The following is an 18,340-nucleotide window of genomic DNA, read 5'->3' as shown; positions in this document are numbered from 1 at the left end:
GGCCGGGAGGGCCCGGCGCCGCCCTCCACTACGCTGGCCCGGGCAGCGAGGAATCGAGGAACAGGCCATGCACGACGCCGGCACCACCGGTACCGCCCCCGCAGGTACCACCCCCACCGGCACCGCCCCCGCCGGCACCGCCCCCGCCGGCACCGCCCCCCGGGGGACCGGCGACCTCCGTTCCCGGATGCTCGAGGCCGCCGAGGACCTGCTGGAGGAGTCCGCGGACAACGACGTCTCGACCCGCGCCGTGTGCGAGGCGGTCGGCGTCAAGCAGCCGGTGCTGTACCGCCTGTTCGGCGACAAGAACGGCCTGCTGATGGCGCTGGTCGCGCACGGCTTCGAGCGCTACATCGACCGCAAGCGGGCCCTCGCCGTCACCGCCGACCCGGTCGCCGACCTGCGGGCGGGCTGGGACGACCACATGGTCTTCGCGCTGACCAACCGGGCGCTGTACCGGCTGATGTTCTCGCCCGTCCTGCCCGAGGTGCCCGAACCGGCCACCCGGATCTTCGACATGCTCAAGCAGACCCTGGACCGGTGCGCGGCGGCCGGCGCCCTGCGGATCCCCACCGAGCAGGCCGCGCAGGCGATCCTGGCGGCCAACGTCGGCGTCACCCTGAGCATGCTCTCCCAGCCCGACCGCTTCGCCGACCCGGCGCTGTCCACCCGGGTCCGGGACGCGGTCTTCGCCTCCTGCCTGAACGGGTCGGCCGCCGCGCCCGCCCCCGAGGAGGACCGACTCGCCTCCGCCGCCCGCCAGTTGGAGGCCCAGCTGAAGCAGCGCCCCGGCCCGCTGGGCGAGGCGGAGACGGCCCTGCTGCTGGTCTGGCTGAACACCCTCCAGCAGCCGCCCGCCTCCTGACGGACCGTCAGACTCCCTGCCGGGACCGGGCTTCCGGCGTCACCGGCGTGAAGAAGTTGACCAGGGTGCCGTCCGGGTCGCGGAGCAGCAGCGAGCGGTTGCCCCACGGCAGGGTGGTCGGCCCGCTGACGAACTCCGCGCCGCCGTCGGCCAGTCGGCGGTGCAGCAGGTCGACGTCCTCGACCAGGAACTCCACGATGGCGCTGCGGTTCGCGGCCGGCTCGGCCGAGCCCGGGGCGAACAGCGGCACGGTGCGGGTGCTGCCGATCGCCAACGTCCCGGCGGGCGTGCGGAGTTCGGCGAAGTCGAGGGTGGCCCGGGCGGCGGTCAGGCCGGTGGCGTGCTCGTAGAACGCGACCAGGCGGTCGACGTCGGCGGTGATCAGTCGGACGGAGACGAGGTTCATGGGGTGCTCCCGTGCGGTGTTCCGGTGCGGTGGTTCCGGATTCCGACGCTAGCGGTGATACCGGACGGAATCCGCCCGGTATCGGGAGGAGAATCGGCGGTATGACCCGACCCCTGGCCCGCGTCCTCGCCCTGCTGGAACTGCTACAGTCCGGCGGCGTCCGCACCGTCGCGGAGCTGGCCGAACGGCTGGAGGTGGACGAGCGCACCGTCCGCCGGTACGTCGCGCACCTGGTCGACCTCGACCTGCCGGTGGAGTCGGTCCGCGGCCGCTACGGCGGCTACCGGCTCGCACCCGGGCACCGGATGCCGCCGCTGATGCTCACCGAGGAGGAGGCGCTGGCGGCCCTGTTCGGCCTGGCCGCCGCGCAGCGGGCGGGGCTGTCCGCCGCCTCCGCCACCGCGGGCGAGACGGCCGCCGCGAAGATCCGCCGGGTCCTGCCGCCCCGGCTCGCCCACCGCCTGGACGCCCTGCTGTCGGCCCTGGCCTTCACCGCCGCGCCCGCCGCCGCGGCCTCCGCTGCCGCTCCGGACCCGGAGGCGCTGCTGACCGTCGCCGACGCGGTGCGCCACCGCCGCCCGCTGGCCTTCCGCTACACCGGCGCTGCCGGCCGCGCCGACGACCCCGCCGGCAGCCGCACCCGCGAGCGGACCGTCCGGCCGTACGGGCTGGTGCTGCACGCGGGCTGCTGGTACCTGACCGGGTGGGACACCGGGGCGGACGCGGAGCGGCTGTTCCGGCTCGACCGGCTGGCCGCGCCCCGCCCGCTGCCGGGCACCTTCGAGCCGCCCGCCGGGCCGGACCCGGCCGAGCGCGTCCTGCACGCCCTGGCCACCGCCCCGCACCGGCACCGCGTCCGGCTGCGGATCCGGGCGGACGCCGCCCGGATCCGGGCGCAGCTGCCGGCCGGGCTGGCCCTGGTCGGCGAACCGGACGCCGAAGGCTGGTCGGACGTCGAGCTGCGGGTGGCCGAACTCGACTGGCTCCCGGGCGTGTTGGCGGCCCTCGACCGCCCGTTCACGATCGTCGAACCGGACGAACTCCGCGGCCTGGTCGCGGCCTTGGCCGAGCGGCTGGCCGCCGCGGCCCGCCCGGACTGACGCGGCGCAGGACCCGCCCGGACCGACGCGGTCCGTGGCCCGTGGCCCGGGGCCCGGAGCCCGGGGCCCGTCAGCCCTTGCGGGCCGCGGCGGCGATCTTCGCGGTGGTGTGGAAGAACCGCGAAGTCGCCTGCCCCCGGTAGGACTTGGGGAAGGCGGTGGCCGGGTTCCCGTTCAGCCGGCCGTTGCGCACGTACATCACCACGAACGCCGCGTCCGCGGTGGCGCCGACCAGCTCCCAGTCGCCCTTCGACGAGGCGACCGGCAGCGCGGCGGCGACCTCGTCCGGCAGCGGCTCGGAGAGGAACAGCACGCACAGCCGCTTGTCCTCGGCGGGCTCGACCGCGGCGAACGGGTCGAGCGCGAGCAGCGCCTCGACCTCCTCGACCGTCCGCAGCATCACCGGCACGGGGTAGCCGAGCCCGTCCGCCAGGCCCGCCTCGATCCTGGCCGCCAGCGCCGCCCGGTCGGTCTCGGCGGTGCGGAAGAAGACGTTCCCGCTCTGGATGTACGTCCGCACGCCCTCCAGGCCCAGCCCGGCGAACAGCTCCCGCAGCCGGTCCATCTTCACGGTGCGGCCGCCGACGTTGATCGCCCGCAGGAAGGCGATGTAGGTCTCCATGCGGCCGAGTGTAGGCCGCGCCGCCGACATCTCCCGGGAACTGTCGGGCCCGGCGCCTACACTGCCCGCCATGACGACCTGGCAGGAGTTCGAGCAGCAGGCCCCCGGCCTCGCCCCGCGGATCCGGGCCCGCTTCGAGGCGTACAAGCACCACGTCCTGGCCACCCTCACCAAGGACGGCTCGCCCCGGGTGAGCGGCACCGAAGTCGACTTCCACGGGCCCGAGTTGTACCTCGGTTCGATGGCCGGCGCGGTCAAGGCCGCCGACCTGCGCCGGGACGGCCGCTGCGCGCTGCACGCCAACCCCGGGCCCGGCACCGACCTGGCCGGCGGGGACGCCGAACTCTCGCTGCGCGCCGTCGAGTTGACCGACCCGGCGGAGATCGCCGGGTACGAGGCGGGCCTGCCCGAACCCCCGCCCGGCCGCTACCACGCGTTCCGGCTGGAGCTCACCGGCGCGGTGCTGACCGAGGTCGCGGGCGACCACCTGGTGATCAGCAGCTGGCACCCGGGCGGCCCCGTCCGGGTGGTCGAACGCCGTTAGCACGTAGGCCGGTTGACGCGAACAGCCGGTGGCGGCCCCCGCGGAGGGCGCAGGGAGCCGCCACCAGCCGTGGACCGCCAGACCGCCAGGCCGTCAGCCGTCAGCCGTCAGCCGTCAGCCGTTGGGGAGGATCACCGCCCGGCCGTTGATCTTGCCCGCGTGCAGGCGCTCGTAGGCGAGCGGCGCCTCGTCGATGCCGTACGTCTCGACGTGCACGTCGACCGCGCCGGCCCGGGCCAGGTCGAGGACCTCGATCAGCTCGGAGCGGCTGCCCCAGTACGGGGCGGTGACGGAGACCTCGTACGGCGTCGCGCCGAAGCCGACCGCCAGGGTGCCGCCGCCGATGCCCACGATGGTGACGTCGCCCTCGACGGCGGCCAGCTGCCCGGCCAGGGCCGTGGTGGGCGGGGCGCCGACGAAGTCGAAGACGGCCTGCGCGCCCAGCCCGGCGGTGAGTTCGCGCACCTTGCCGGCCGCCGCACCGTCCGAGAGGACCGCCTCGTGCGCGCCGACCGTGCGGGCCAGGGCGAGCTTCTCCTCGGTGACGTCGAGCGCGATCACCCGGGCCGCGGTCATCGTCCGCAGCAGCTGGATCGCCACGTGCCCGAGGCCGCCGGTGCCGATCACCACTGCCGTCGAGCCGGGCAGCAGCTTCGGCAGCGAGCGCTTGATCGCGTGGTACGGCGTCAGCCCGGCGTCGGTGAGCGGGACGGTGCGGACCGGGTCGAGGTCGCCGAGCGGGACGAGGTGCCGCGGGTCGTCGACGACCAGGTACTCGGCCATCGCGCCGGGCGCGCCCAACCCGGGCGGCATGATGCCGAGTTCGGTGGCCCGCAGGCAGTAGTTCTCCTTGCCCTCCGCGCACTTGGCGCAGCTGCCGCAGCCCCACGGGCCGTACACGGCCACCGACTCGCCCTCGGTGAGGCCGGTGACGCCCGCGCCGAACCCGGCGACGGTGCCGACGCCCTCGTGGCCGAGGGTCAACGGCAGCGGGAACGGCAGCTGCTCGGCGGACCAGCTCATCACGGCGATGTCGGAGTGGCAGACGCCCGCGGCGGTGACCTTCAGCAGCACCTGCCCGGGGCCGGGCTCGGGATCGGGGACGGTGACCACCTCGGGGTGGCCGCCGACGGTGCGGTACTGGACTGCCTTCATGGTTTCGACGCTCCTTCGCGCGGGTCCCCCGGGAAACGGCCCCCCTGACGGTGGCTCAGCGGGCGGCGTAGCCGCCGTCGACCAGGTGGTAGCTGCCGGTGACGAAGGACGCCCGGTCGGACAGCAGGAACACGGTCAGCTCGGCGACCTCCTCGGCCCGGCCGAGCCGTCCGGCGGGGTGCAGCGAGATCAGCAGCTCGCGGCCCTCCGGGTCGGTGTCCTTCAGCAGCGGGGTGTCGATGAAGCCGGGGCCGACGGCGTTGACCCGCACGCCCTGCGGGGCGTACTCGATCGCGGCGGTCTTGGTCAGGCCGACCACGCCGTGCTTGGCGGCGACGTACGCGGGCGAGCCGGCGAAGCCGTTGGTGCCGAGGATCGAGGCCATGTTGACGATCGAGCCGCCGCCGGCCGCCAGCAGCTCCGGCAGTTCGTAGCGCATCGAGTAGAAGACGCCGTCCAGGTTGGTGGCCAGCACCCGGCGCCACGCCTCCGGCTCGTACTCGCCGGTGGGGGCGGACGGGCCGCCGATGCCCGCGTTGTTGACGGCGAGGCTGAGCGGGCCGAGGCCGTCCACGGTGGCCCGGACGGCGGCCTCGACCGAGGCCGGGTCGGTGACGTCGAGCTGCACGGCCAGCGCCTTCGCGCCGGTGGCCTCGATCGCGGCGGCGGCCGCGCGGGCGCCGTCCAGGTTGTAGTCGGCGACGGCGACCTGCGCGCCCCGCTCGGCGAGCAGGGTGGCGGTCGCCAGGCCGATGCCGGAGGCGCCTCCGGTGACGAGGGCGGTGCGGCCGGCGAACTCCTGGGTGGTCATGGGTGGTTCCTCTCGTGCGCCGCGCGAAGGGGTGGGCGCGGGTGGTGCCGGTCCCGGCCGGCGGGTGGTCGGCGCGGGGTGGTGCTGGTGGGGACCGCGGGCTGACGGTTCGTCAGTTCCCGGGGTCAGCTGGGGGGTTCGGCCGCGGCCAGGTCGAAGGCGCGGTCGAGCAGGGTGGGCAGGTCGCCTGCGGGGTCGCGCACCCAGGTGCGGGTGGCGGCGTGCAGGGCGGCGACGCCGAGGCCGACGGCGACGGCGGGGCGCAGGTCGGTCTCCGGGTGCAGGCCGAGCCGGGCGGCGACCAGCCGGATCGACCGCTCCTCCTCGGCGACCGAGATCCGGCGGAACGCTGCGGTCAGCGCGGGTTCCTCGTCGATCAGGACGAACAGGTCGCGCATGCCGGGGCGGCGGTGCCAGGCGGGGTGCTCGGGGTCGGGGTCGTGCAGCCAGGCGGCGACGGCGGCCCGGTAGGCGGCGACCGGCGACTCGGCGGCGGGCCGGGCGGCGAGCGCCTCGTTGATCCGGGCGAAGTCGGCGCGCAGGCAGTCCAGGACGGCGTCCTCGCGGGAGCCGAAGTGGCGGCTGAAGGTGCGGCGGGAGACGTCGGCGGCGTCCGTGACGTCCTCGACGGCGAGGGCGGCGAAGCCGTGCGCCAGGGTGAGGCGCAGCGCGGCGGCGGCCATCGCCTCGCGGGTGCGCCGGGCCTTGCGGTCGCGCCGCCCGGCCCCGCTTCCGCCCCGGGGCCCTGCCTCGTCCCGCCCTGCCGCGTCCGGCTCCGCACCCGCGTCCGACTCCGCCACGTCCGGCTCGGTGCCGCGCGGCCCGGGGACGCCCTGCGCGCCGGGCCCGGACACAGCCCCGGACGCGGACCCGGACGCGGGTGCGGGTGCGGTGTGCGGCGCGGGCCGGTCGGTGTTCATGGCCCCACCGTACTCCCGAAAATGTCCCGGCGGGACATCAGTCCCGCCGGGACATCACGACCGGCCCGTCGGGCGGCGGCGGGCCGGTGTTCCGTCACTGCCCGGCCGGACCCCACAGCCGGTCGGTGCAGCGGGCGTAGGTGTCGCGCCAGTGCGGCCAGTGGCGCACGGTCTCGTCGTCGCAGTCGGCGAGCAGCCGGTCGATCTGCTCCGGGGCGACGCCCTCCAGCAGCCACACCAGGGCGTCGGACGCGGACGGGCCGTCGGCGACCCGCAGCAGGTCGAGCAGTTCGGGCAGGGTGCCGATCCGGGAGCCGGGCTGGAAGACGCCCGCCATCCGGGGCAGCAGCTGGCGCTCCTCGATCCGCAGGTGGGTCTCCACCCGGGCGGCCAGTTCCTCGACCGCGTAGGAGACCGGCCAGGCGCTGGCCGGGTCGCGGGTCGCGATGCCGACCAGGGTGGTGGTGCGGGTGAAGCACTGGTCGAGGTTGTGGTGGTCGGACTCCAGCCAGTTGAGCAGCAGCCGCAGCTCGGGCGCGAAGCGGCGCAGCACCGGCCACAGCCGGGTGTCCTGCTGCTCGTGGTGGCAGGTGATCATGGCGTTGACGAAGTCCCAGTGCCGCTTGAGGGCTTCGGCCGCGTCGCGGTCCTCGGGCTGGAGCAGGCGCAGCGCCTGCGGGATCCGGGCCAGGTCGCGCCGGACGGCGGCGTGCACCAGGCGCAGCCCGGCGAACGGGATCGGCTCGGACACCGTGGCGGGGTCGGCGGTCGGGGCGGGGTCGGTCGTCGCGGCGGGCACCCGGTCCTGCCGGGCAGGGGCGGTCTCGGGACCAACGGACAGCAGGTGACGGGACATGGCGCTCTCTTCACGACGGTCTGGGGCTGGCCGGAGCGGGGGTCGCGGTGCGACACCCCGGTCCAGTTCTCCGGTCCACGGCTCCAGGGTGACCGCAGTCCATCAGGGGTGAATGAACGACCGATTGATGTGCAGGTCAGAGCGTTGCGGGCGGTTCCGGGCCCGGTTTTTGACGAATTTTTGCCTTCGCCTCCCCGGCCCGGGCGTGTCCACGGCCGCCGGGGGTGCGCCCGCCGGGAGCACGGACGCCGGGGATGCGGGCGCAGACACGGGTGCGGACGCAGACGCGGGTGCGGACGCAGACGCGGTCAGTCGGACTCCGGCCCGGCGGTGTTGGCGGTCAGCCACTCCAGCGTGGTGGGGATCATCTTCTTGAAGTCCGAGGTGAGGTGCTTGCCCCCGGGCTGCTCGTAGTACTCCACGGTGGTGGGGGCCTTGGCCTTGGCGACCCAGTTCTTCACCAGCTTGATCTCGTACGGGTTGGCGCCGCCCGCGGTGGCCAGCATCCGCACGTCGGCGGCGCCGGCACCGATCAGCTGGTCGGGGCTGTTGGCCAGGCGCTCCTGCTCGTGGCCCTTCCAGAGCGGCGAGTCGGGGTTCCAGTAGCCGTCGATCGGCACCGCGGCCTTGAACACGTCGGGGTGCTGGAGCGCGAGCTTCGCGCTGCAGAACGCGCCGGTGGAGGCGCCCATCACGGCCCAGCCGTCCCGGCCCTTGACGGTGCGGAAGTTGGCGCGGACGAAGTCCGGGATGTCCTCGGCCATCCAGGTGCCGATCTTCGGCTGGCCGGGGATGTCGGCGCACTCCAGGGCCTTGGACTCGTTGGAGTCCAGGTTCTGCACCGGCATGATCATGATGAACGGGTGGGCCTTGCCCTGGGCGACCAGCTGCTGGTCGATCTCCTGGATCGGCAGCTGGTTGTCGGTCCAGGTGTTGTACCCGGCGCTCTGCCCGCCCGCGTACAGGGTCAGCACCGGGAAGCCGGTCTTGGCGTACTTCGGGTCGTTGTACTCGGGCGGCAGCCAGATCCAGACCTTGCCGCTGACGCCGGACTTGGCGCCGGCCAGGGTGGTCATCATGATCGGGCCGGCCGGGGTGTCCCGGGCCTTGGTGAACTGGGTGGCCGGGCCGGTCGGCATCAGCACCCTGGTCGGCTTCGGCGGGGCGCTGCTGGGCGGCGCGGCGGCCGCGGACGCGGAGTTCTGGCCGGTGGAGATCGCGGCCCGGGCGGCGTCGGCACCGCTGCCGGAGCTGCCGCAGGCGGCGAGCGGGACGGTGAGGGCGAGCAGGGCGACGGCGGCCGCCAGTGGGCGGCGGGCGGCGGGGCGGGGCTGCGGCAGCACGGTGGTCTCTCCGGGCGGGGGCCGGCCCGGCAGCCGGGTGGGGGCCCTGGTCAGTGAGTGTCGGGGACGGCTGCCGCGGGCGGCGGCTTCGCCCAGGGTTGCGGCTCCGGCCGCGCGCGCTGCGGCGGTCCGGGCCTCCCGTGATCCTATGACGTGCCTCTCCCCGGGCCGGTTGCGGCGGGGCCCACGACCCGCCGGTCGGCGGGGGTGCTCCGGCCGGTCGGCGGGGGTCCGCGCCGGGCCGGGGGCCCGGTGGCGCGGCGCGGCTTGGACGGTCCTCCAACTGACGCGGCGCCCCGGCCCGGCGATCATGGTGGTTCGGTGTCCCGGATCCACCCGAGGAGTGTGCGCGTGTCCCAGCAGGTTGCCGTGATCACCGGTGCGGGCAGCGGCGTCGGCCGCGCCGTGGCCCGCGAGCTCGCCCGGGCCGGCTGGCGGCTGGTGCTGGCCGGGCGCCGGGCCGCCCCGCTGGCGGAGACCGCCGCCGGGCTCGGGCCGGACCGCGTCCTGGCGGTGCCCGCCGACGTCACCGACGAGGAGCAGGTGGAGGCGCTGTTCGACGCGGCCGTCGGGCACTTCGGCCGGATCGACCTGCTGTTCAACAACGCCGGGACGTTCGGCCGCTCCGCCCCGGTCGAGGAGGTGGCGGCGGCCGACTGGCGGGCCGTGGTCGACCTCAACCTGACCGGCGCGTTCCTGTGCGCGCGGGCCGCGTTCCGCCGGATGAAGGAGCAGGACCCGCGGGGCGGACGGATCGTCAACAACGGCTCGATCTCCGCCCACGTGCCCCGCCCGCACGCGATCGCCTACACCGCGACCAAGCACGCCGTCACCGGCCTGACCCGCGCCCTGTCGCTGAAGGGCCGCCCGTACCGGATCGCCTGCGGGCAGATCGACATCGGCAACGCGGCCACCGACATGACGGCGGCGATGGGAGCGGGGGTGCGGCAGGCGGACGGGCGGACCGCGCCCGAGCCGACCATGGACGTCGCGGACGTGGCCCGGACGGTGCGGCACATGGCGGAGCTGCCGCTGGAGGCGAACGTGCAGTTCGCCACCGTGATGGCCACCGCGATGCCGTACATCGGCCGGGGCTGAGGGCCCGCCGGCGGCGGCCTCACTCGTCGTGCGAGTGGCGGTACGTCGGCCGGGGCCCGTCCGGGTCGTAGCGGTAGACGCTGGTGGTGGGCCACTGCTCGCCGCGGGCCGGGTCGGGGAGTTCGGCGCGCAGCACCATCCGCAACGACGGCGGCGGCGCGCTGGGGCGGACCCGTTTGAGGTGTCCGTCCCAGCGGCCGCCGCGGAGTTCGACGTCCAGGATGGGGGTGTGGGGGTGGGTGGGGGTGGGGGTGGTGGTGCTCACCCGCCCGATGCTTCCAGCGGGCGGGCCTCCCGACTCCCCCCGGAGCCGGGATTCCATCCGTTCGGGCGGTTTGGCCGCCCGGGCCGTGACCTGCCGGTCGCCGCCGGGGCCGGGCTCAGCTGCGCCAGGTGTCGTTCAGCGCGACCTTGCCGCTGGCCGGGACGGTCGCGGTGCGGTTGGCGCCGCTCTCCCAGGTGACGTTCCCGGCGGCGTCCTTGCGGACGTACTTGTACTGGATCGCGGTCCCGGCGTTCAGCGCCACGTCGAGCTTCCACACCGGGTAGGCGGCGGAGGAGAGCGGCAGTGCCTTCGAGGTGTCCCAGCCGCCCAGTTCGGCCGCGTCGCCGACCACGTAGATGTTCTGGCCGACCGTGGTGGTGGCGTTGACCGCGAAGGACGCGCCGGTGCCGACCGACGGGGAGGAGGACGCGGAGGCCGGGGCGGACGGGGAGGCGGTGGCGGTGGCGCACGGGTCCCCGGAGCCGATCGCGCCGTCCTTGACGGTGACGTTGCCGGTGCCCAGGGCGTAGTTGCTGCCGCCGTTGTTGTCCCAGGTGCCGCTGCCGTTGTTGAAGGTGGCAGCCAGGCTGGTGGCGCTGCCGAGGCTGACGGTCTTCTTCACCCAGCCGGTGCAGGCCGCGTCCATGGCCACGCCGGGGGCGGTGGTCCAGCTGCCGCCGTTGGGGGCGTAGTGCAGGTCGTAGGCCGACCAGTTCTTGTCGGTCGAGTAGAAGACGGTGGCGCTGTTGCCGCTGCCGGACGGCGAGGCGGAGGCGGACGGCGTGGGCGTGGCGGTGGCGGTGCCGCCGGCACCGACGTACAGGGCGACCGCGTCGCCCGCGCCGACGGTGGCGGTGAACTTGCCGTCCGAGCCGACGGTGTAGGTCTGGCCGGTGCAGCCGCCGTTCACCGGGTCGCCGTGCTGGACGTCGCAGTAGGTGCCGGCCGGCAGCGAGGTCTGGAAGGTCTGGGTGATCGCGCCGGACTCCCGGTTGATCGCCACGTAGCCCTTGTTGCCGCGGCCGAAGCCGATCGCGTTGTTGCCGTTGGACCACCAGTTGGTCATGCCGGTGCCGGCGACCGCGTTGCGGAAGCCCACCATGTTGGCGACCTGGCGCCAGGCGTGGGTGCAGTTCCAGCCGTCCTGGTAGCAGGCGTTGACGGTGCCGCCGTTGGGCGGGCCGTCGTCGTTGCTGCTGAACGCGTAGCCGGAGTAGACGTTCGGCGAGCCGTACGGGTTCGCCAGCATGAAGACGTTGGCCAGTGTGTAGGCGGAGCCGTACTTGTAGTTCAGGGTCGAGCCGTTGCGCTCGGTGTCCCAGTTGTCGACGAAGGTGCGGGCCTGGGCGGAGCCGAGCAGGCCGCTGCCCCAGCTCTGCAGGTCGGAGATCTTCCCGCCGTTGAAGGCGCTCTTCAGCCAGGTCGCGGAGCGGAACTCGTCGACGTCGCCGTTGCCGGTGTACTCGGAGGGCTGGACGGCCTCGCCCGCGCCGTAGATGACCTCCTGCACCCAGAAGGCGTTCGGGTTGCTCGTCCTGGACTTGATGGCGGCCAGGTCGCTCGCGGCGATGTGCTTGGCGGCGTCGATCCGGAAGCCGTCGACGCCCAGGGTGAGCAGGTCGTTCAGGTAGTTGGCGATGGTCTGCTGGACGTAGCCGGAGCCGGTGTTCAGGTCGGAGAGGCCGACCAGCTCGCAGTTCTGCACGTTGGAGCGGTCGCCGTAGTTGCTGATCGACGTCCGGCAGGAGTGGAAGTCCTGGTCCTGGTAGTAGCCCGGGTAGTTGTACTTGGTGTAGTTGGTGCCGCCGGTGCCGGTGCCGCTGCCCGCGCTCATGTGGTTGACCACCGCGTCGGCGATCACCTTGACGCCCGCGGCGTGGCAGGTGTTGACCATGTTCTGGAACGAGGTGCGGTCGCCGAGCCGGCCGGCGATCTTGTAGCTGACGGGCTGGTAGGAGGTCCACCACTGGCCGCCCTGGATGTGCTCCTCGGCCGGGGAGACCTCGACGAAGCCGTAGCCCTCGGGGCCGAGGGTGTCGGTGCACGCCTTGGCGACCGAGTCGAACTTCCACTCGAACAGGGTGGCGGTGACGTCCTTGCCGCCGGGCGGGGTGGCGGTGGCGGTGGGGGCGAGCGAGAGCCCGGCGCCGACCGAGAGGCCGAGCGCGGCGAGCGCGGTGGTGGCGGCGGCGAGCCGCCTTCTGCGGGCGGGGGCGGAGGTGGGCAAGGGAGCGCTCCTGGGGGAGGCCCGCACCGCGGACGCAGGTCGCGGGACGGGAGGCGGCAGGGTGGGGGGCCGCGACGGCGGGGGTGTGCCGTCAGCGCGACGGGGGGAGGGTCGCTACTGCAAGGACGCTGCAAAGTCGTTGAAACTTGCTGGAAACTTGCAGTGGCATGACCATAGGGTCCGCCCGGACGCCCGTCAAGGGAGGCCGCAGGCCGCCGCGACCGGGAGAACGGGCCGGAAAAACGGACGCGCCGGCCCGCCGCTGACAGTTCGTCAACGGTGGACCGGCGTGGTGCGGCGCCCCCGGGGAGGTCAGCCCAGCTGCTGCTCGATCAGGTCGCAGGCGCGGGCGGTGCCGCCCTCGGACCGCGCCCGCGCGCTCAGCGCGCGCGAGCGGGCCGCCACCTCCGGGTCGCCGAGCAGCTCGGCCAGCGCCGCGCGCAGCGCCTGCGGCGTGGCGTCCGCGGTGTCGATCCGGCGGGCCACGCCGAGCTCGACCAGCCGGTCGGCGTTCATGAACTGCTCGGCGGCCTGCGGCACCGCGATCATCGGCACCCCGGCGAGCAGGCCCTCCCCGCAGCCGCCCATCCCGGCGTGCGTGACGAAGGCGTCGGCCTGCGCCAGCACCGCCCGCTGCGGCACCCAGGGGTGCACCTCGACGCCGGGCGGGACCTCCCCCAGCTCCGCCGGGTCGGTGTGCTTGCCGATCTGCAGCACCAGGTGCCAGCCGGGCAGGCCGCCGAAGGCGGCCAGGCAGTTGCGGTAGAACTCCGGCTGTCGGGTGAACGCCGAGCCGAGCGAGACCAGCAGCACCTTCTGCGCCCCGGCCGGGCGCCGCCAGCTCCCCTGCTCGGCCCGCAGGTCGAAGCACGGGCCGACGAAGTCGACCGCCGCCCGGTCGACCCGGTCGGCGTGCGGCTGCATCGCCTCGGTGATCATGGCGACGGCCCGGACCGGCCGCCCGGAGAAGTCGTCCACGTCGAGCGTGGTGGCGCCGCTGCCCGCCAGCCACCCGGCGAACCGGTCGAAGTAGGCGTCGGCGCCGGGCAGTTGCCGCAGCTGGGCGCCGATCTCCTGCTGGTAGCCGTCCCAGCCGACCAGCGTCGGCGAGAGCTGCACGACCGGCCGGCCCTGCGCCTCGGCGAGCGCCCGGGCCGCGTACGCCCCGATGTCGTACAGGTAGAGGTCGGCCGGATCGGCGTCGTAGTGCGCGTGCAGCCGGGGCAGCATGGCGATCGCGTCCTCCAGGAAGACCCGCATGGCGCCGATCGCGTCCTCGGGCCAGTCGTGGTCGGCGACCGGGAGGGTGGAGGGGTGGGGGACGAGTTCGGCGCCGGTGGGGACGATCAGCCCGGCGGCCGAGGGGTCGTTGAAGTACGTCACCCGGTGGCCGCGGGCGACGAGTTCGCGGATCACTTCCAGGCTGGGGCGGACGTGGCTGACGGCCGGGATGCCGATCATGGCGATGTGGGCGCGACGGGTCACGGGAGGAGCACCTGCTTCCGTTCTACGGGGGCGTGGACAACACACCGCACCGCCGGGGCGCCGTCACGAAGGCGCGCGGGGCGGGCGGGACGCGGGGGCTCGGGGCACTGCCCCGGCCGCGTCAGCCGTAGATCTGGTGGAAGGAGGACATGCCGGGAACGCTAGCCCGGATGCGGCCGGGCCGCATCCGAATTAACCGGCGGCCCGGGCTCCCGGGGGCGACAAGCCCCGGGAGCCCCGCGCCTATTGACTGCTCGTCAGACCGCGTCCGGCCCGCGCTCGCCGGTGCGGACCCGGACGATGCCCTCGACCGGCACCGTCCACACCTTGCCGTCGCCGATCTTCCCGGTCCGGGCCGCGGCCACGATGGCGTCGGTGACCCGCTCGGCGTCCTCGTCCTCCACCACCACCTCGATCCGGACCTTCGGCACCAGGTCGATCCGGTACTCCGCGCCCCGGTACACCTCGGTGTGCCCGTGCTGCCGCCCGTACCCGCTGGCCTCGGTGACGGTCAGCCCGTGCACGCCGAGCTCCTGCAGCGCGGTCTTGACCTCGTCCAGCTTGAACGGCTTGACGACGGCGGTGATCAGCTTCATGCGGAACGGGTCCTGTCGGAGGCGGGCGCACCGTGCTGGTGCAGGCTGGCGTGGGCGGTGGCGGAGCCGTGGCCCAGGACGCCGTGATCGTACGCGGTCTCGGCGTGCACGGCGAGGTCCAACCCGGTGAGTTCGTGCTCGGGCGCGGCCCGGAAGCCCATCAGCCGGTCGATCGCCCGGCCGATGCCGTACGTCATGGCGAACGCGTACCCGGCGACCACCAGGACGGCGACCAGCTGCTTGCCGAACTGGCCGATCCCGCCGCCGTGCAGCAGCCCGGTGGGGCCGCCGGTCATCGCGGCGGTGGCGAACAGGCCGATCAGCAGGGTGCCGATGACGCCGGCCACGAAGTGCACGCCGACCACGTCGAGCGAGTCGTCGTAGTTCAGCCGGAACTTCCAGCTGACGGCGTAGCAGCAGACCAGTCCGGCGGCCAGGCCGATCACCAGCGCGCCGAGCAGGTCGACGCTGCCGCAGGACGGGGTGATGGCGACCAGGCCGGCCACCGCGCCGGAGGCGGCGCCGAGGGTGGTGGCGTGGCCGTCGCGCTTCTTCTCCACCAGCAGCCAGCCGAGCAGGCCCGCGCAGCCGGCCGCCTGGGTGTTGAGGACCGCGGCGGCGGCCAGGCCGTTGGCGCCCAGCGCGGAGCCGCCGTTGAAGCCGAACCAGCCGAACCAGAGCAGGCCCGCGCCGAGCAGCACCAGCGGCAGGTTGTGCGGGCGCATCGCCTCCTTCTTGAAGCCCAGGCGCGGCCCGAGCAGCAGGGCCAGGGCCAGGCCGCTGGCGCCGCAGTTGACCTCGACGACGGTGCCGCCGGCGAAGTCGAGGGCGCCGAGGTCCTTCAGGATCCAGCCGTCGGGGGCGAACACCCAGTGCGCGACGGGCACGTACACCAGCAGCGTCCACACCGCGGTGAAGGCGACCCAGGAGCCGAACTTCGCGCGGTCGGCGATGGCGCCGGAGATCAGCGCGGCGGTGATGATCGCGAAGGTCAGCTGGAAGGTGGCGAACAGCAGGGTGGGGACGTGTCCGGTGAGGCTGTGCGGGGTGATGCCGGCCATCCCGAGGTGGTCGAGGGAGCCGATCAGGCCCCAGCCGGCGTCCTTGCCGAAGGCCAGCGAGTAGCCGGCCAGCAGCCAGACCACGGTGACCACGGCGATCGACACGAAGCTCATCATGATCATGTTGAGCACGCTCTTGGTGCGCACCATGCCGCCGTAGAACAGCGCCAGGGCCGGGGTCATCAGCAGCACGAGCGCGGTGCAGGCCAGCAGCCAGGCGGTGTCGCCGCTGTCCAGGGTGGGTGGGGAGTCAGCGAGGAGCATGCGGGGAGTGTTGCCGGGCCGGATTTCGCGTCGTCGTCGCGGGTGTTTCGGCGGTGTTTCGGGTTTCCCCGGAGTTTCCAAAATCTCACCGTCCGGACACCCCGGGCGCCGTCCCCGGCACCCCGGGCGCCGGTGCCGGTCCGGGACGCGCCGCTGCCCGGCGGCCGCTGGTGCGGCTGCCGGGCAGCGGCCGGGCTACCGGGTTCAGCCGGTCTGGACGGCGGTGTCGTCGATCACGAAGGAGGTCTGCAGCGAGGAGTCCTCGACCGCGTTGAACTTCACCGTGACCGTCTGGCCCGCGTAGGCCGACAGGTCGACGCTCTTCTGGGCGTAGCCGGTGTTCTTGTTGAGGTTGGAGTACGAGGCGACCGTGGTGCCGTTGACGGTGACGGTGAGCTTGTCGTACGCGGTGGAGGTGGTGGTCTCGGCGGTGTCGATGTGCAGCCAGTAGCTGAGGGTGGCCTTGCAGCCGGCCGGGACGGTGACGGTCTGGGTGAGGCTGTCGGTGTGGCTGGAGCCGTAGCCGTCCATCCAGGCCTTCCAGGAGCCGCTGTGGGCGGGCTGGGAGGAGGAGTTGTCGACGACGCCGGAGGTGCCGGTCCAGGGGCTGGCGGTGCCGGTCTCGAAGCCGGGGTTGCCGAGCAGCTGGGTCGGGGTGCAGCCGGTGCCGCCGCCGGAGGTGACGGTCCAGGTGAAGGAGGCGGTGCCGGTCTTGTTGGCGGCGTCCTTGGCGGTGACGGTCACGTTGTAGGTGCCGGCCGCGGTGGCGGTGCCGCTGATCACGCCGGTGGAGGCGTTGATCGACAGGCCGGTGGGCAGCCCGGTCGCCGAGTAGCTCAGCGGCGCGGTCCCACCGGTCGCCTTGACCTGCAGGTTGACCGAGCCGTTCAGCGCGGTGGACTGGTTGCCCGGGCTGGTGACGGTCGGGCCGCCGGTGCTGGGGGCGCTGCCGACGTTGACGGCGGCCCAGGCGGTGGCGGTGGCGTTGTACTCGGCCGAGTTGGCCCCGTACAGGTCGGTCGCGGCGGAGAGCATGCCGGCCCGGGCGCTGGCGTAGTTGGTGGTGGAGGTCCAGTAGGTGGTCAGCGCGCGGTACCAGATCGCGGCGGCCTTGTCCCGGCCGATGCCGGTGACGGTGATGTTGTTGGCGGTCGGCGAGTTGTAGCTGACACCGTTGACCACCTTGGCGCCGCTGCCCTCGGACAGCAGGTAGAAGAGGTGGTTGCCGACGCCCGAGGAGTAGTGGACGTCGAGGTTGCCGACGCCGCTGTACCAGGAGTCGGCCGAGGAGCCGTCCTTGGAGGGCTTGTCCATGTAGCGCAGCGGCGTGCCGTCGCCGTTGATGTTGATCAGCTCGCCGATCAGGTAGTCCGGGTTGTCCTTGGCCAGGTTCGCGTAGAACTCGACCATGGTGCCGAACACGTCCGAGGTGGACTCGTTCAGGCCGCCGGACTCGCCCGAGTAGTTCAGGCCCGCCGTGTTGGAGGTGACGCCGTGCGTCATCTCGTGGCCCGCGACGTCGAGTTCGGTCAGCGGGTGGGTGTTGGAGTCGCCGTCGCCGTAGGTCATGCAGAAGCAGCTGTCGTCCCAGAACGCGTTGACGTAGTTGCTGCCGTAGTGGACCCGGCTGTACGCGCCGACGCCGTCGTTGCGGATGCCGTTGCGGCCGAAGGTGTTCTTGTAGTAGTCCCAGGTCATCGAGACGCCGTAGTGGGCGTCGACGGCCGCGGACTCCTTGTTGGAGACGGTGCCGTCGCCCCAGCTGTCGGTCGACTTGGTGAACAGGGTGCCGTTGCCGCTGGTGCCGTTGTTCAGGTTGGTGGTGTACATCCCGCCGCGGGTGGCGTCCTTCATCTGGTACGTCGAACCCGACAGCGTGGTGCCGATGGTGACGTTGCCGACGAAGACGCCGTTGCCGGTGCCGGTCTGCACGCCCTCGACCTTCTGGATCACGGCGCCGGTGGTGGCGTCGGTGATCACGTGCAGCTTGCTCGGGGTGCCGTCCTTCTCGGTGCCGGAGACGACGGTCTCCCAGGCCAGCCGCGGGTTGTTGTCGGCGGCCCAGACCACCAGGCGGGGCGCGGTCTCCAGGGCGGAGCCGGCCTCGGCGGCGAGCGCGGTGGACTGGCCCTTGGCGGCGGCCAGCTTCGGGGTGGTGGACAGGCCGGTCAGCGAGGCGGTGGAGGCCCGGTCGACGCCCTTGGTGGTGCCGTTGGCCGCCTGGTGGACGATCAGGTCGCCACCGAGCACGGGGAGTCCGTTGTAGGTGCGCTCGTAGCGGAAGTGCTGGGTGCCGTCGGCGTCCTTGAACGCGTCCTTGGCCACCAGCTTCTCGGCCGAGCCCAGGCCCAGGCCCTGCGCGAAGCCGGCGGAGCGGGTGCCCGCGTCGGCGATCAGCTGGGCGTGCCCGGCGGCCGCCTGCTGGCCGGCGACCTGGGCGCCCGCGGTGGGGGCGGCCTGGGCCACGGCCACCGGGATCGCGGTCACCAGCAGGGCGGTGGTGGCGGCCAGGGCGGCCATGCTCACGCGGGCATGCGTGTAGCGAGACATGCGGGACTCCTTTACCGACCGTCGCGGGGTCACGAGCGGTGGAGAGAATCTGGCCGCGGTTGCGGCGCAGCGGGGGCCCCTGCCGCCGGTCGCGGCTCGGGGTGCGGTGCACGTACGCGGTACCGGGCACGTGGGGTACGCGTGCCGGGCTGCGGCCGCCGGAGTCCTGGGG

At 73.8% G+C, this 18,340-nt stretch carries 17 protein-coding genes; 4 read left to right on the top strand and 13 right to left on the bottom strand.

What is annotated here, in order from left to right; translation table 11 throughout:
* The first annotated feature begins 67 nt into the window (after window positions 1–67).
* The gene (locus EDD39_RS14245; RefSeq protein ID WP_123556086.1) at window positions 68–865 is read left to right on the top strand and encodes a TetR/AcrR family transcriptional regulator; all 798 of its coding nucleotides are present in this window, start codon (window positions 68–70) and stop codon (window positions 863–865) included.
* 7 nt (window positions 866–872) lie between these two features.
* Here EDD39_RS14245 and EDD39_RS14240 read toward each other — a convergent pair whose 3' ends face one another.
* Window positions 873–1,271: a VOC family protein gene (locus tag EDD39_RS14240; RefSeq protein ID WP_123556084.1), complete on the bottom strand. Its 399-nt coding sequence runs from the start codon at window positions 1,269–1,271 to the stop codon at window positions 873–875.
* Window positions 1,272–1,372: 101 nt separating this feature from the next.
* On the opposite strand from EDD39_RS14240, the gene EDD39_RS14235 reads away from it, so the two are divergent.
* The gene (locus EDD39_RS14235; protein WP_123556083.1) at window positions 1,373–2,371 is read left to right on the top strand and encodes a helix-turn-helix transcriptional regulator; all 999 of its coding nucleotides are present in this window, start codon (window positions 1,373–1,375) and stop codon (window positions 2,369–2,371) included.
* Window positions 2,372–2,441: 70 nt separating this feature from the next.
* Here the strand turns inward: EDD39_RS14235 and EDD39_RS14230 are convergent, their stop codons facing one another.
* Window positions 2,442–2,993 (bottom strand): DUF1697 domain-containing protein, encoded by a 552-nt coding sequence (locus EDD39_RS14230; RefSeq protein WP_123556081.1) that lies wholly within the window; start codon window positions 2,991–2,993, stop codon window positions 2,442–2,444.
* A 70-nt stretch (window positions 2,994–3,063) separates the two neighbouring features.
* Between EDD39_RS14230 and EDD39_RS14225 the strand changes: the two genes are divergently transcribed.
* Complete coding sequence (locus EDD39_RS14225; RefSeq protein ID WP_123556080.1) at window positions 3,064–3,537, top strand: pyridoxamine 5'-phosphate oxidase family protein; 474 nt, start codon at window positions 3,064–3,066, stop codon at window positions 3,535–3,537.
* Window positions 3,538–3,651: 114 nt separating this feature from the next.
* Here the strand turns inward: EDD39_RS14225 and EDD39_RS14220 are convergent, their stop codons facing one another.
* From EDD39_RS14220 to EDD39_RS14200, 5 genes are all read right to left on the bottom strand, one after another.
* The gene (locus EDD39_RS14220; protein WP_123556078.1) at window positions 3,652–4,692 is read right to left on the bottom strand and encodes an NAD(P)-dependent alcohol dehydrogenase; all 1,041 of its coding nucleotides are present in this window, start codon (window positions 4,690–4,692) and stop codon (window positions 3,652–3,654) included.
* Window positions 4,693–4,747: 55 nt separating this feature from the next.
* Entirely contained in the window at window positions 4,748–5,503 is a 756-nt protein-coding gene (locus EDD39_RS14215; RefSeq protein ID WP_123556076.1) for an SDR family NAD(P)-dependent oxidoreductase, read from the bottom strand.
* Between the two features lie 125 nt (window positions 5,504–5,628).
* Window positions 5,629–6,423, bottom strand: a complete 795-nt coding sequence (locus EDD39_RS14210; protein ID WP_244256717.1) for a TetR/AcrR family transcriptional regulator — start codon at window positions 6,421–6,423, stop codon at window positions 5,629–5,631.
* A gap of 94 nt (window positions 6,424–6,517) precedes the next feature.
* A complete protein-coding gene (locus tag EDD39_RS14205) occupies window positions 6,518–7,279 on the bottom strand; it encodes a hemerythrin domain-containing protein (RefSeq protein ID WP_123556074.1) in 762 nt (253 codons plus the stop codon).
* A 308-nt stretch (window positions 7,280–7,587) separates the two neighbouring features.
* Complete coding sequence (locus EDD39_RS14200) at window positions 7,588–8,622, bottom strand: alpha/beta hydrolase (RefSeq protein ID WP_123556072.1); 1,035 nt, start codon at window positions 8,620–8,622, stop codon at window positions 7,588–7,590.
* A gap of 351 nt (window positions 8,623–8,973) precedes the next feature.
* Between EDD39_RS14200 and EDD39_RS14195 the strand changes: the two genes are divergently transcribed.
* On the top strand, window positions 8,974–9,720 hold the full coding sequence (locus tag EDD39_RS14195; RefSeq protein ID WP_425269685.1) for an SDR family oxidoreductase: 747 nt from the start codon (window positions 8,974–8,976) through the stop codon (window positions 9,718–9,720).
* Window positions 9,721–9,739: 19 nt separating this feature from the next.
* On the opposite strand, the gene EDD39_RS14190 is transcribed toward EDD39_RS14195, so the two are convergent.
* The 6 genes from EDD39_RS14190 to EDD39_RS14165 form a co-directional block, all read right to left on the bottom strand.
* Window positions 9,740–9,985: a hypothetical protein gene (locus EDD39_RS14190; RefSeq protein WP_123556068.1), complete on the bottom strand. Its 246-nt coding sequence runs from the start codon at window positions 9,983–9,985 to the stop codon at window positions 9,740–9,742.
* Window positions 9,986–10,100: 115 nt separating this feature from the next.
* The gene (locus EDD39_RS14185; RefSeq protein WP_123556066.1) at window positions 10,101–12,212 is read right to left on the bottom strand and encodes a carbohydrate-binding module family 20 domain-containing protein; all 2,112 of its coding nucleotides are present in this window, start codon (window positions 12,210–12,212) and stop codon (window positions 10,101–10,103) included.
* A gap of 312 nt (window positions 12,213–12,524) precedes the next feature.
* Window positions 12,525–13,673 carry a macrolide family glycosyltransferase gene (locus tag EDD39_RS14180; protein WP_123560433.1) on the bottom strand — a complete coding sequence of 383 codons (1,149 nt, stop codon included), beginning with the start codon at window positions 13,671–13,673 and terminating at the stop codon, window positions 12,525–12,527.
* Window positions 13,674–13,954: 281 nt separating this feature from the next.
* Window positions 13,955–14,293 carry a P-II family nitrogen regulator gene (locus EDD39_RS14175; protein WP_030464556.1) on the bottom strand — a complete coding sequence of 113 codons (339 nt, stop codon included), beginning with the start codon at window positions 14,291–14,293 and terminating at the stop codon, window positions 13,955–13,957.
* The gene (locus EDD39_RS14170) at window positions 14,290–15,618 is read right to left on the bottom strand and encodes an ammonium transporter (RefSeq protein ID WP_123556064.1); all 1,329 of its coding nucleotides are present in this window, start codon (window positions 15,616–15,618) and stop codon (window positions 14,290–14,292) included. Before EDD39_RS14170 ends, EDD39_RS14175 begins: the two co-directional genes overlap by 4 nt.
* A gap of 204 nt (window positions 15,619–15,822) precedes the next feature.
* Entirely contained in the window at window positions 15,823–18,168 is a 2,346-nt protein-coding gene (locus EDD39_RS14165) for a M4 family metallopeptidase (protein WP_123556062.1), read from the bottom strand.
* Between the last annotated feature and the right edge of the window lie 172 nt (window positions 18,169–18,340).

This window comes from Kitasatospora cineracea, assembly GCF_003751605.1.
Classification (GTDB): domain Bacteria; phylum Actinomycetota; class Actinomycetes; order Streptomycetales; family Streptomycetaceae; genus Kitasatospora; species Kitasatospora cineracea.
Note: the sequence above shows the minus strand (reverse complement) of the source record. Positions and strands in the feature narration are given on the sequence as shown.

Excerpts from the sequence above, each read along its gene's own strand:
- EDD39_RS14175 (WP_030464556.1), bottom strand. The coding sequence starts at position 14,293 with ATGAAGCTGATCACCGCCGTCGTCAAGCCGTTCAAGCTGGACGAGGTC.
- EDD39_RS14225 (WP_123556080.1), top strand. The coding sequence starts at position 3,064 with ATGACGACCTGGCAGGAGTTCGAGCAGCAGGCCCCCGGCCTCGCCCCG.
- EDD39_RS14215 (WP_123556076.1), bottom strand. The coding sequence starts at position 5,503 with ATGACCACCCAGGAGTTCGCCGGCCGCACCGCCCTCGTCACCGGAGGC.
- EDD39_RS14165 (WP_123556062.1), bottom strand. The coding sequence starts at position 18,168 with ATGTCTCGCTACACGCATGCCCGCGTGAGCATGGCCGCCCTGGCCGCC.
- EDD39_RS14180 (WP_123560433.1), bottom strand. The coding sequence starts at position 13,673 with ATGATCGGCATCCCGGCCGTCAGCCACGTCCGCCCCAGCCTGGAAGTG.
- EDD39_RS14210 (WP_244256717.1), bottom strand. The coding sequence starts at position 6,423 with ATGAACACCGACCGGCCCGCGCCGCACACCGCACCCGCACCCGCGTCC.
- EDD39_RS14240 (WP_123556084.1), bottom strand. The coding sequence starts at position 1,271 with ATGAACCTCGTCTCCGTCCGACTGATCACCGCCGACGTCGACCGCCTG.
- EDD39_RS14245 (WP_123556086.1), top strand. The coding sequence starts at position 68 with ATGCACGACGCCGGCACCACCGGTACCGCCCCCGCAGGTACCACCCCC.
- EDD39_RS14205 (WP_123556074.1), bottom strand. The coding sequence starts at position 7,279 with ATGTCCCGTCACCTGCTGTCCGTTGGTCCCGAGACCGCCCCTGCCCGG.
- EDD39_RS14230 (WP_123556081.1), bottom strand. The coding sequence starts at position 2,993 with ATGGAGACCTACATCGCCTTCCTGCGGGCGATCAACGTCGGCGGCCGC.
- EDD39_RS14235 (WP_123556083.1), top strand. The coding sequence starts at position 1,373 with ATGACCCGACCCCTGGCCCGCGTCCTCGCCCTGCTGGAACTGCTACAG.
- EDD39_RS14220 (WP_123556078.1), bottom strand. The coding sequence starts at position 4,692 with ATGAAGGCAGTCCAGTACCGCACCGTCGGCGGCCACCCCGAGGTGGTC.
- EDD39_RS14170 (WP_123556064.1), bottom strand. The coding sequence starts at position 15,618 with ATGCTCCTCGCTGACTCCCCACCCACCCTGGACAGCGGCGACACCGCC.